At 24.7% G+C, this 13676-nt stretch carries 14 protein-coding genes; all 14 read right to left on the reverse strand.

Going from position 1 to position 13676, the window contains the following annotated elements; genetic code table 4:
- Positions 1-10: 10 nt before the first annotated feature.
- On the reverse strand, positions 11-1378 hold the full coding sequence (locus AACL15_RS03935; RefSeq protein WP_339033656.1) for a glycine--tRNA ligase: 1368 nt from the start codon (positions 1376-1378) through the stop codon (positions 11-13).
- Between the two features lie 102 nt (positions 1379-1480).
- Positions 1481-2263, reverse strand: coding sequence for a DNA repair protein RecO (gene recO, locus AACL15_RS03940; protein ID WP_339033658.1), 783 nt, complete (start codon positions 2261-2263; stop codon positions 1481-1483).
- Between the two features lie 9 nt (positions 2264-2272).
- The gene (era, locus tag AACL15_RS03945; RefSeq protein WP_339033659.1) at positions 2273-3175 is read right to left on the reverse strand and encodes a GTPase Era; all 903 of its coding nucleotides are present in this window, start codon (positions 3173-3175) and stop codon (positions 2273-2275) included.
- Positions 3176-3186: 11 nt separating this feature from the next.
- Entirely contained in the window at positions 3187-4332 is a 1146-nt protein-coding gene (locus tag AACL15_RS03950; protein ID WP_339033661.1) for a hypothetical protein, read from the reverse strand.
- A 30-nt stretch (positions 4333-4362) separates the two neighbouring features.
- On the reverse strand, positions 4363-5034 hold the full coding sequence (locus tag AACL15_RS03955) for a hypothetical protein (RefSeq protein ID WP_339033663.1): 672 nt from the start codon (positions 5032-5034) through the stop codon (positions 4363-4365).
- A 130-nt stretch (positions 5035-5164) separates the two neighbouring features.
- The gene (locus tag AACL15_RS03960; protein ID WP_339033665.1) at positions 5165-5941 is read right to left on the reverse strand and encodes an MIP/aquaporin family protein; all 777 of its coding nucleotides are present in this window, start codon (positions 5939-5941) and stop codon (positions 5165-5167) included.
- A 58-nt stretch (positions 5942-5999) separates the two neighbouring features.
- Positions 6000-7502, reverse strand: a complete 1503-nt coding sequence (gene glpK, locus AACL15_RS03965; RefSeq protein WP_339033667.1) for a glycerol kinase GlpK — start codon at positions 7500-7502, stop codon at positions 6000-6002.
- Between the two features lie 126 nt (positions 7503-7628).
- A complete protein-coding gene (gene glpO / locus AACL15_RS03970; protein ID WP_339033669.1) occupies positions 7629-8783 on the reverse strand; it encodes a type 2 glycerol-3-phosphate oxidase in 1155 nt (384 codons plus the stop codon).
- A 241-nt stretch (positions 8784-9024) separates the two neighbouring features.
- Positions 9025-9741, reverse strand: coding sequence for a hypothetical protein (locus AACL15_RS03975; RefSeq protein WP_339033671.1), 717 nt, complete (start codon positions 9739-9741; stop codon positions 9025-9027).
- A gap of 109 nt (positions 9742-9850) precedes the next feature.
- Positions 9851-10258 (reverse strand): cytidine deaminase, encoded by a 408-nt coding sequence (gene cdd / locus AACL15_RS03980; protein ID WP_339033673.1) that lies wholly within the window; start codon positions 10256-10258, stop codon positions 9851-9853.
- A gap of 14 nt (positions 10259-10272) precedes the next feature.
- Entirely contained in the window at positions 10273-10683 is a 411-nt protein-coding gene (locus AACL15_RS03985) for a diacylglycerol kinase family protein (protein WP_339033675.1), read from the reverse strand.
- A gap of 53 nt (positions 10684-10736) precedes the next feature.
- Complete coding sequence (gene ybeY / locus AACL15_RS03990) at positions 10737-11210, reverse strand: rRNA maturation RNase YbeY (protein ID WP_339033676.1); 474 nt, start codon at positions 11208-11210, stop codon at positions 10737-10739.
- A gap of 15 nt (positions 11211-11225) precedes the next feature.
- Complete coding sequence (locus AACL15_RS03995) at positions 11226-11603, reverse strand: hypothetical protein (protein WP_339033678.1); 378 nt, start codon at positions 11601-11603, stop codon at positions 11226-11228.
- Positions 11603-13630, reverse strand: a complete 2028-nt coding sequence (locus tag AACL15_RS04000) for an ATP-binding cassette domain-containing protein (protein WP_339033680.1) — start codon at positions 13628-13630, stop codon at positions 11603-11605. The genes AACL15_RS03995 and AACL15_RS04000 overlap by 1 nt, the downstream gene beginning before the upstream one ends.
- Positions 13631-13676 lie beyond the last annotated feature (46 nt).

Genomic DNA, 13676 nt, shown 5'->3' on the forward strand with positions numbered 1-13676 from the left:
CACTCCTTACTTAAAGTATTTTTTTTAATAAATACTCTTTGAGACTTTCAATTTCAATTCTCTCTTGATTCATAGTGTCTCTATTTCTAACAGTAACACTGTTATCTGTTTCAGTGTCAAAATCAATAGTTATGCAATATGGTGTTCCAATTGCATCTTGTCTTCTATAGCGTTTCCCTATATTTCCTGTTTCATCAAATGTTGCATCAAAATCTATTAGCATTGCATTATAAAGTTCTTTAGCCCTTTTATTTTGTTGTTTTTGCAAAGGCATAATTGCAATTGAATATGGAGCAAGTTTATAAGGAAGTTTCATTACAATTCTTTCTCCACTGTCAATTTTTTCTTCAACATAACTTTGACAAAAAATTGCTAAGAGTAATCTTTCAACTCCAACACTTGGTTCAATTACATTTGCCAAATATTTTTCATTTGTTTCTGGATCTAAATAAGTTAAATCTTGTCCAGAATGGATTTGATGTTGTTTTAAATCAAAATCACTTCTATGAGCAATACCCCATAGTTCACCTCTCCCAAATGGGAAATCAAATTCAATATCGACTGTTCTTTTAGCATAATGAGCTAACTCATCTTTTTCATGTTCTCTTATTGAATATTTTTTTTCATCAATGAGTACTATTTTTTCTAAAAAAAACTTTACTTTTTCCAATCAATACTCAAATCAGTCAGTTTTATCATTGGGGGAAAAGAAAAATTCTAATTCCATTTGTTCAAATTCTCTTGTTCTAAAAATGAAATTTCCTGGTGTTATTTCATTTCTAAATGATTTACCAATTTGTCCAATACCAAAAGGCAATTTTTTTCTTAGAGCACGTTGAGAATTTTTATATTGCACAAAAATTCCTTGAGCAGTTTCTGGTCTCAAGTATACTGTAGATGCTTCATCTTCAACAACACCCTGATTTGTTTTAAACATTAATGTGAACTGTCTAATATTTGTAAAATCATTAGCATTACATTTTGGACAATTTATTAATTTTTCTTTAATAAATTCTTCAATTTTTTGGTTATTTCATCCACCAACATTAATATCATTAAATTTTTCTTCAATTAACTTATCTGCTCTAAAACGAGATTTGCAGTTTTTACAATCAATTAATGGGTCATTAAAATTACCTAAATGACCCGATGCATTTCATACTTTTGGATTTAATATTATTGATGAATCTAAACCAATATTATATTCATTTCTTCTTACAAAAAAATCCCATCAAAGTTTTTTTAATTTATTTTTTACTTCTGAACCTAACGGCCCATAGTCTCAAGAATTAGCAAGACCACCATAAATTTCTGATCCTGGAAATACAAAACCTTGTGTTTTTAAATGCGAAATTAGTTTTTCTATTTCTACCTTCATTTTTTCTCCTAACAATAAAAAAAGCAAACTTGATGTTTGCACATATCGATATACTTATGAATTTTCTTACATTAAACTAGTATTGTCAATACATTATAAGTGTTATTTATAACGATCTGCTATTTTGTCATTTACATTTAATGCTACTGTATTTTTTAATAGATATATTGGTCCTAAATAAAATCCTAAATTATTTTCATAATAGTTAACTACAATATTATGAATAACTATTAAATCAATATACTCATACTTTTGTTCAATATTAAAGTGAATTGTCTTTTTATGGATATTTGAAAGTACTTTTATAAATGACTCTGGGTGAACAATTTCACCAGGTCATAAACATCTTGCACAAACAAACCCATTTTCACTATATTCAAATCTTACAATTGGAAAAGTTGTTTTTTTGCATCTAATGCAGCCATTCAACCTAAAAGGTTGTACTGTTTCTTGAATTAAATGAGTAATAAAAAATAAATAGTTTATAAATGGATTTTTATTATTATTTATATTTTCTAAAACAAAAACTAGCATTTTAAAAATCTTATAATTTTTATTACTAATTTGTTCTATTTGATCAAGAATTTTAAAAATAATTGATCCATAAACATAGTTATTATAATTCTTAGCTATGTCAAAATATTCTTTCTTTAAAACTCCTGTTTTTAATTTACTTATTCTATCTTCGCCTCTTGATTTAAAGATTTCAAAGTCACTTCAACTAAAAGTTTGAACTGAATATTTATTCTTTGAAGTTGATTTATTAACACCTGGAGCTATAAAACTTAATTTACCAAATTGTTTGCTAAATACTTTAACAATTTTGGCATAATCATCAAAATCACTAGATTCAATAACTACTGCATTTATTTTTGTTGCTCCCATTTTCATCACCTAATAACTATCTTTGTCATACCCCAATTGTTTAATTAATGACGCTGATTGTCTTCACTTTTCTTTTGTTTTAACAAATAACTCTAAATAGAATTTTTTATTAAATAATGTTTCAAGCTTTTCACGTGAATTAATACCAATTGATTTAATTTTGCTACCTTTGTTACCAATAATAATTCCCTTTTGACTTTGTCTTTCACATATTATTGATGCAATTACTTTAATAATATTTTTTTTCTCTTCTAAAATATCTATTAAAATAGCAACTGAGTGTGGAATTTCTTGTTCTGTTTGCAATAAAATTTCTTCACGAATAACCTCACGAATTAAAAAACGCTCAGGTTGATCAGTAAAAGTTTCATCAGGATAAAATTTAATTCCAGTTTCAGGTAAACTTTTTTTAATTTCATCTAAAAGCATTGCTAAGTTACTTCCCATTGTTGATGAAACACTAAGAATTTTTTCAAATTCAAAATCTTGTTGTTTTCATTCTTCAACTTTATTTAGAAGTTGACTTTCTGATAGTAAATCACTTTTAGTAATAATTAAAAATACTGGTACATCCCTTTCCCTTAAAGCATTTAAAATAAATCTATCATTTTCTCCAATAAATTCATCACTGGGTGCTAAAAATAAAATAACATCTACTCCTTTTGTTGAAGATAATGCTACTTTGTTCATATATCTTCCCAATTCATGTTGAGCTTTATGAACTCCTGGTGTATCTACAAAAATATATTGAGCATCTTGATGAGTTAATATTCCATTAATGCGATTTCTTGTTGTTTGTGCTTTATTAGTAACAATTGAAACTTTTTTTCCTAATAAAGTATTTAATAATGTCGATTTACCAACATTTGGTCTACCTATAATACTAATAAATCCTGATCTTATTTTTTCCAATGTATTGTCTCCTAAAGTGTATCTTCTGATTGTTTAACTACTTCTTTACTATCGCGCTCTTCTATAAATTGTTCAAAGGCACTCTCGCTTTCAAACATATTTAAAACAACTGCCTTAATTTCTTCTTTATCTTTAATTGTTCAAGTATATCTTACAGCTGATTTAAACGAAATTATACAAGGAATTATTAATAATAGATATAAGTACAAATATCACATTGTTCATTGTCATGCTACATTTTGAACCATGTATAAACCATAAACTGTAAAAGAAAATAAGAATATAAAGTTAGTTCAATAAAAAATTAAACTTAAACTATTATATGGTACTACATAGGCAGATAAAAAGATAATATAACCTGCAACTAATAAAACATATTTTACAGCATTAAATTGTGTATTTGCAAATATATCCATTAAATGGAAAATACTTGCTGTAAATATTAGATACCATCCTGTTGAGATCATTAATCTTCTTGCACTAATTTCTCCAGGTGTTACTCAAGTTTTAAATACAAAACCATTTTCTCTATCTTCAGTTTTTCTATAACGATCAACTCTAATTCATTCTCTATTTCACATATTTACATCTGCAAAAACTGATTTTAAAGGTAATCAAGAAAAGACTGCAATAAATATTGCAATAACTCATAATCATTGAGTTCTTAATGCCATTAATAATTCTTGTGGATTTTGAAATTTATGAAGTAAACCAACTCAATCAAGAATGAATAAGAAACTACCATAAAGAAGTGCTTCAGATATATACAAAATATTAAATATTGCTGTAAATACCGAAGTGCCTCGAGACATGGTCATATTAAGCATAACAATTAAAACAGAGGCCATTATAAAAAGATGATATGACTGAATCAAAATAAAAGTATTTAAAACATTAATTTGATCAGTATACAATCACAATTCACTTTCTGGTATTGATGGTGTATTTGTAACATGATTTTGAACAATAATACGTGCATAAAAGAAAAAGCCAATTCAGATTGCTTGAATTGGAATACTGTAGATTACTTTACAACAAGCTCTTAATCTTGCAATATAATCCCCTTCAGAAACCATTTTAACATGCTTTGATTTTAGAAACCTTTTTGTAATCATTTCTCCTAATTTTCCTCTAATTAGTAAATCAGTCTTTTTCATCTTTTCACCACCTTTTCTTTAAAAAAATAATTACATAAATAAAATATTTATTAAAATTAATGCAAAACCAATAAAAGGAACTGAACAAGATACTCAATAAATTATTAAATAGTCTTTCCAAACTTTTTCCTTCTTAGTTAAATTTATTTGTCTAACTTCATCATTTATAACTTTTTTTACCTTAAAAAATTCTAGATATTTAATAAAGATACTAAACCCCATTGCACAGAAAAATAATATTCAAATTGATACAATCCCTGATGAAGAATTAAGTCTTTTCATATCAAATAGTCATGAGAGAATATCTAAATATGAGCCTCCCATAATAACTCCAATAGTTACTATTCAAACTCATGTGTAAATTATAGCCTTTTTCTTAATAGTTTTATGAATGTATGTTTTTGCATATAATTCATTAAAATATCAAACTAATTCTCTTGAGTTATATTCCATAGCTCCTCTAAAAATAGTCTTTGCATAATCAATATCTTTGTAAAGTCTTTTTTTATTAATTCCTGTTAGTTTTGATAACTTAAGATCATATTTAAGTTTTTCAAATAGCTTTTCGCCATCTATTGATGTATGTAATCTTTGATTCAAAATTTTTCTTTGAATTTTAGAAAAAATCAAAGGAGAAAATACTATTATAAATAAGCCAATTGCAGCTAATACATCAGTTACTATTGTATCTAATCTAATCATCTTTTTTCTCCCTTTAATCTTATAAAATTATATAAAAAAACTAGGTAAAAACCTAGTTTTATTACACATATTTTCTTATAGTAAGTTTTATGAAATATTTAAAATATAATTACTATTATTTTTTAATAAATTATATTAAGAATAATAAACCTACTGTAACTCCTGCTAATAATGGAGCTAATACTGGTACTCAACTATATTTTCAATCTGATGTTCCTTTATTATTAAAGGGCATCAATGAGTGAACAACTCTTGGAGCTAAATCTCTAAAGGGATTAATGGCATAACCAGTTGTACCCCCTAGTGATAAACCAACTGCCAAAATTGTTGTTCCAACTAATATTGGTGCAAAATAGTTTGGCAATCCATTTCCATTTGCAAATTTTCCAAAAGATAATATAGCAACTATCAAAACTGTTGTTCCTAAAAATTCCATAGCAAAATTAAATAAGGGGTTTCTTTCAGTTGGAATTGTTGCGTGCATAGCAAGAACATTCGATTGGTCTTCAACTTTAAGTGAATTTAAAGTATTTTTAATATGTTTATAATAAACGAAATTAACAATTAGTTGACCTACCATAGCTCCTATAAACTGAATTAAAATTACTAAAAAGAATAGCGTCACTGGTGAAAGTCCCACATAATCTCCAAAACCTAAGTTCTTACTTTTATCAGAAATAGCAATTGCAATTGTGACAGCTGGATTAAAATGTGCTACTCCTCCAAAAGCGTTAGCAATTAAGGCTGCTGTTAATACAGCTAATGCCCACCCTACAGTTATAGCCAAAAATCCACTATTATTACCTTTGGTTCCTTTTAGAACTACATTTGCCACAATACCATTACCCAAAATAATTAGTAAGGCCGTACCAAATAGTTCTGTCAATATCAATACAGATCAATTCATATTTTCATCCTTTCTTAGGAATAAAATTTATATTTACTAAGTACTCTATTAAAATTTTCTAATTGTTAATATCTTTTAATCAATTTCTAGTTCTTGAAACTGCTTCTTTTCACCCTTTAATTAATTTTGAAGCATCTCTTTTTGGTTCAACTTTTTTATCTACTTTTCATTTTTTTCTAATATCATCAATATCCTTTCAATAGCCTACAGCAAGACCAGCCAAATACGCTGCTCCCATTGCTGTAGTTTCTACATTTTTAGGTCTAATTAATTCAGATTCTGAAATATCAGATTGAAATTGAATTAAATAATTATTTTTTGAAGCTCCGCCATCAACTTTAATACTTTTTATATCTATTTTTGAATCATCTCTCATTGCCTCTAAAACATCATTTGCTTGAAAAGCAATTGATTCAAGAGCAGATTTTATAATATGTTCTTTTTTTACACCTCTATCAAGACCAAATATGGCACCTCTTGAATAAGGATCTCAATATGGAGAACCTAAACCTGAAAAGCTTGGAACAAAATAAACTTGTCTATCATCATTAATTTGTTCTGAATATCACTCACTTAATTGTGTTTTATATATTATTCTTAAATCATCTCTTAATCATTGTAAAGTAGCTCCTGCCATCATTACTGACCCTTCTAAACCATATGTAAATTTATTATTTATTGAATAACCAATCACTGTCAATAATCCATTTTTTGAATCAATTTTTTTATCACCAGTATTCATTACAATAAATGCTCCTGTACCAAATGTAACTTTAATATCACCAGACTCTAAACACATTTGACCAAATAATGCAGATTGTTGATCACCAATTGAAGATGCAATTGCTATTTTATGATTTGAATTTTTAGATAATAGTTCAGGAAAAGTATAACCATAAATTTCACTATTATTTTTAATTTTAGGTAACATACTCAGAGGAATATCAAATATTTTTAATAATTCATCATCTCATTCATGAGTTGAAATATTATAAAGCATTGTTCTTGAAGCATTTGTATGATCAGTATAAAACTCCTTTCCACCAGTTAATTTTCAAATAAGCCATGTATTAATATTTCCGAAATATAGTTCATTATTTAAGGCCTTTTGTTTAGCATCTTTTACATTATCTAAAATTCATTTTACTTTACTTGCTGAAAAATAGGCGTCTATTACTAATCCTGTTTTTTGTTTAATCATTTCCTTATGAGTTTTTGCCAATTCAATACAAAAACTATCAGTTCTTCTATCTTGTCAAACTATAGCATTGTAAATTGGATTACCAGTATTTTTATCCCAAACCACCACTGTTTCTCTTTGATTTGTAATTCCAATTGCTTCTATTTGTTCAGGAGTAATATCTTTTGAATTTAATGCAGAAACCAATGTTGTTCTTTGAGTATTTCAAATTTCAACTGCGTCTTGTTCTACTCATCCTTCTTGAGGATAAATTTGAGAAAACTCCTTTTGATTTGAAGCTACTATTTCCCCATTTTTATTAATAACCAAAGTTCTTGCACTAGTTGTTCCTTCATCTAAAGTTACAATATATTTTTCCATTATATTTTTCCTTTCATACAAAGTTAAGAAATATTTGAAATATTTCACTTTTTATTAGTAAATTACAATAAAAAATATTAATATATTAGAATGTTTTTTTAATATACTTTATAAATAATCTTTATATTAAAATAGAATATTTTTTTCATATTTATCTCAATTTAATTTTAGTTCTAAATTCATTTGCTCTTTAACCATATTAATTACATAATCAGCAATTGATGGAGCACAAGAAATACCTGGACTTTTTGTTCCAGCTACATTTATAAACTTATTATTAAGTTTTGCATATTTGATATAAAAATCATCTGTTTCCTTATAAATAGGTCTAGACCCTGCAAATCTAGAAATTATTTTCGACACATCCAATGACGGCATTATTTTTTTTCCTATTTCCTTTATTTGATTAAATTTTTCTTCAGTTATTAAATTAATATCTTCTTTAGAAACATTATCTTCAGAAGTTGGTCCTACTAATAAATTTCCTTCTAATGTTTTAGCGACGATCACTCCCTTGCCATGAATTGTGGGGACCATAAATAAAACATTATTAACTTGATTTTCCTTAGTTTTTTTTAAAACTATATACTCACCTCTTTTAGTTGATAATTGAAAATCACTATATCCACTTAGAGATGATATTTTATCAGCAAAATGACCTGCACAATTTATAATAATCTTTGCTTTATAATTTGTATTTTCAGATGATATATCAAAAAGGTTATTGTTATATTTAATGGCAACAACTTTCTGATTAAATTTAATTTCTACTCCATTCTTTTTAGCATTTTTTAGAAGTACACCGGTTAATTCTACTGGATTAATAATAAAAGAACTAGTACATAATAATGCTTTTGTTACTTCTTTACTTATAAATGGCTCAAGTAATTGAATTTCTTTTTTATCAATCAAAGTTATTTCATCATTTGTACATCCATTTTTAAAACCGCGTTCCATTAAAATATCAAGATGTTTTTCTTCTTCTTTATTAAAAGCTAAAACTAATGAGTTAACAGACTTATGATTAAAATCTAATTCTTTAAATCAGTTTTCTTTATATCTTTTTCTTCCCAATAAGTTCAACTTTGCATTTAATTTTCCAGGAGTTGGATCAAAGCCTCCATGAATTAATCCCGAGTTTCCTGTGGTAGTTTCCAAACCAAAAGAAGGATTAGCTTCTAAAATTATTACCCTCTGCTTAAATTTAGATAGTTCTCTTGCAATTGATGCTCCAATAATTCCAGCACCAATTATACAAATATCATAATTATTTTTAGTCATAAGTTTCCTCTTTCTATATATTTTTTAAATATTCAGTTAAATTTATAGAATTTTTTCTCAATAATATCTCCACTTTTGTATTATTTTTGAAGCTATTGCTTCAAATTGATTTAAGCATATAATTTCCATCATTTCTATATATATTGGAAATTTTTTTAAATATAAAAAAACTATATTCTACTAAAAAAATTTAATTTATTAATAGTTTATAGTCATATCCTCTTATTTTTTATTTATAGTTTTATTCGTAGTTATGTCTTTCATAATTAGAAAAAATTTCAATTTTATCTCTACATAAAGAGACAAATTCTCTAAATTCCGAACAATATGAAAAATTTCTTGAGTTATTTTGTCTTGCATAAATTACAATTTGTTCACTTAATTCTAAAATTCTATCTAATTCATACTTTTCTTCAAAAACAGCAATTCCATGATTTCTAGAAATCATAGCAGCTTGGAATAATCAGAAAAAATATAAGAAGGTTTTTTTACCAAGAAACTGACGTGAAGTTAAATCAAATGTTGCCGCCAGTAAATATTCTAATACAGAATCGAATGTTTCAACAACACTTAGTTTTTCAATAATTTTCTTTAATTTTTTTAAAAACTCTTTACTTTTATCATTATCACCTTTAAACATATATGAATATTCTTTACTAGTATCTAAATATTCATATATTTCTATTAGTTCCTCAAGAATTAATTCATCGAATCCATCTTTAAAACTTTTCTGATATTCTTTTATTTTTAAAACCATTTTTCTAACTACTTTTCAAGCTTTAATATGATTTAAAAATTCTATATCAAATTCCTCTAATAATTCTTCATCTGTATAATCGTTTTCCACAATTAATTCAAAAATTTCCTCTTTTGAGTTTTTAATTTTTATTAAATTTAGATAAGAAGAAATATATTCTGCTCCTTTTTCATTTCAAAAATCATTATTTCTATAAAACATACTAATACCCTCCCTTATTATTATTTTTTATATAAATATTAAAAAAACTATAATCCTACTTTAGTGGATTTTCATCTAGTTTTATTTTTCATTAAATTAATTTAAACTTTTAACTAATATTTCTGCTTGAAAAAGCATATGGTAGAAAATCTTTAACGCTATAAGAATTAATAAACTCTTTTTTATTATAAACTCATATTTCTTGATTTTCTAAAAGTAATTCAGAAAGTGTTTGTCTACAAGTTCCACAAGGAGAACCAAATCCTTCTGAATCTGTATAAAGTGCTACTAATTTAACATCATTTTTATTATAACCTTGAGTTATCATTTGTGGAAGAGCAGTTCTCTCTGCACAAATTGATGGATTATATGCTGCATTTTCAACATTAACACCTTTAATTTTTTGACCATTTTTCAAATATATAATACAAGCTACTCTAAAATTTGAATAAGGTACATAAGCGTTTTCCCTTAATATTTTTAATTCTTCATATACTTCATCTTTTTTTAAATTCATCTTTTTTCTCCATTTTACTTAAATAAGTTTTCAATAGTTGTTATTAATGCTGGTAAATATATCAAAAAACCAATAACAACAGATAATAGTGCATTAATAATACTAGCTGCTGCACAAATATCTTTAATTTTTTTTGCCTGAATATTATATTCAAAACTTAATAAATCTACAAAGTTTTCAATTGACGTATTAACAAATTCAAACCCTGTCAATACTCCAATTGTTAGAATAACAATAGATCATTGAGTTGTATCTAAACCAATTCAAATACCTAATCCAATTGCAAAAATAACAATAATTAGATAGACAATTAATGTTGACTCTTCTCTAAAAGCAGTAAAAATACCTCTAGCGGCATTTGCAAATTTATTTTTTACTCTTGTACCAACCTTTGATTTCTTTTTAATATCATTTTTTCTTGACATATTATTACACCTTTTCTGCTTTATTATTATACTTTACATTTAAAAAAATGCCATTAAAATGACATTTTATACTTGATATTTTCTTTATCTAAAATTCTATCTGTCAAATCAAACATAATCTTTTCGTCCTCTATGCTAATTTCATGGTCATATCCTAAAATATGTAAAAGTCCATGAACAAATAATCAAGCCATTTCAAATTCAATACTATGCTTATATTTTAAAGCTTTATTTTTAGCTTCACTAAATGTTATAAAAATATCACCAATTTCTTTAAAATCTAGTTGATTATATATACCAAAATCATCATCAATAGGAAATGAAATTACATCTCCTACATAGTCCTTTTCTCTATATTCCATATTAAGTTGTCTTGATTTAATTTCATCAATATAATTTACTGAAAAACTAAGACTTTGATTAATATCTAATATTTGTTTTGCAGCTTTTAATAATTTATTAAAAAGCACTTCATAACATTTTAAATGCTCATCTGTATTGTAATTAAATTCTAATAAATCTTTCATAATAACTCCTCTTTTTTAGAAAACATTTGATAATAAATAAGAAAGTAATGATATTTTTTCTCCAAATATTAAAACATTATTTGAAGGATATTTTATACTTCCTATATTATTTATGCTTATCTTGATTAAAGAGTTACTATACTCCAGACTAGAAGAATAAACATACATATTTCCTTGATTAGTTTCTAAAATTATATAATCAATTAGAGTTATATTCAAACTATTATTGCTAATTAAATATAAATCAGCATTAATAGTCCCATCTTCATCAATGTATTCTTGAATAAAAACTGAACCAGTGTATATTTGTTGTTTTTTTAATAAAACTAAACAGATAATAAATATCACTAGTATAAATAATAGAGAGAAATGAACTCTCAAATATTTTTTCATTAAATCACCTCTACTCTATTTTCAAAATATTTAGAATATGCAATATCATGATCACACATAATTATTAGAGAACTTTTTTTTAACTCCATAAATAACTTAAATAAATAATACGCAGTATGTTTATCAACATTACTTAAAGGCTCATCAATTAAATATAAATCTTTATTGGTGAAAAATAAACTCAAAAAATTAATAATTTGCCTTTGACCTTTACTAAGATTTATTCCATTATCATAAATTTTTTTATTTATATCTATATTATTTCTTTCTAATATTTCTATTATTTTAAAATTTTCTACTATATCTAAATTTATTTTATTTTTAAACTGTTGAATATTATTTCAAACTGTTCCCTTAAATAAAAAATCATATTGACCTAAATAAATATTTTTCTTCTGATAAGTTTTTATATTAATTTTATTAGAGCTAGTAATATTATTTAGTATAACCTCTCCTTCATACTTTTTGAAATGCCCTGATAATATTTTTAACAGAGTTGTTTTGCCACTTCCACTTCTACCATGAACAAATGTATTTTTATCAAATTTAAAACTAAAATTATTTAAAGCACATTTATCAGATTTATAACTATATAAACTTTTTGCTTCAATAGTTTTTATTTCCTTAATATCTATATAATCATTTTCAGCCTCTTCAATTAAAAAAATAAAATTTAATGATTTATCTGCGATTATTATTTCTTGCATATCAACTATGTAACTTGTTAATTGATTGAAAAACATATTTATATAAAAACTTATTGAAGTATAAAATAGTAAGTCTGCTACACTAAATTTATTTTGATTTATATATATTATAGAAATATAAAATATTAAATAGAAAAATATTTTATTTAATAAAGAAAAAATTAATTCTGCTTTATTATTTAGATTAAAAATACTTTTGGATTGCCTTACAGAAGAGTTAAAGTTTTTATAGTTGATTGATTTTATCTCTTCTTCAATATTTTTATATTTTATTTCTTCAAACCCATCTAAGATTTCTCTATAACTATAAGAAAAATTAATTAACTCTCTTTCTTTTTTTATTTTATATTCCTTTAAAACAAAAAATAAAAATACGGAAAGAAAAACAGATATTGTATTTTGAATTAAAACCAAAGTTAATATTAGAGGAGAAATTAAAATTAGAAAAATAGATGACATTAAAAAAAGAGTTAAACCTAAAGGAAAAGAAATACTAGATTTAACAACAAATTCAGATAATAGATTTATATACTCCAGCCTTTTTATTCATTCTTCTTTGGAGTTAGAGTTAAACTTTTCAATATCCAAATTTATCATTTTACTTTTAAATAGAACAAATATTTTTTTACTTACTTTTGTTTTAATACTAAAAATTATTTTATTTATAAAATAGGAGATTGAGACTTGAATAATAAAAACCACTAAGAAAATTAAAAAAAGGATTTTCATTCCTTGATTGTTTTTTATTGCAATATTATCTATATATATTTTTAAAAAATTATTTGTAATTAAAATCAGTAAATTTAAGAAAATTGATATTAAAAATAACATAAATATTTCTATTTTAAATTGTTTAATAAAAGTAAATCAACTCAAAATTGTTTTTGATTTAAACTTTATTTTATTATATGGTTTCGTTAAGGATAAAAAGCCCTGATAACTCTTTTCTATTTCCTCTTCACTCAATCATTTTAGATCTTTCAAATTGGAGTCTGCAACTAAATAATTGTTTTTTCTTTTTTTATAGACAATTATAAAATGCTCATTTTTTTCTTTATTTAAAACATTTAAAACTATTGGATTTGTAATTTCGATAGTTTTAAACTCTTCATAATTACACGCATAAGAAGTCATCTCAATATTATAATTATTTAAAAGTTGCTCCATATCATATAAACTCAACATAGCATCACTTAAAGAATTATCAAATTTTACTTCTTCAATTCCAAAATTTTTACTATGATAATAATTTATTAACATTGTTGATACTGCTATGCCACAGTCATTTTCACTTTTTTGTATTGAAAATTTATATTCCAATTTTATCACCATTTAATTAATCGCTTAAAAAATAAAAAAAGTTAAA

Source organism: Spiroplasma endosymbiont of Cantharis rufa (assembly GCF_964019665.1).
GTDB lineage: Bacteria > Bacillota_I > Bacilli_A > Mycoplasmatales > Mycoplasmataceae > Spiroplasma_A.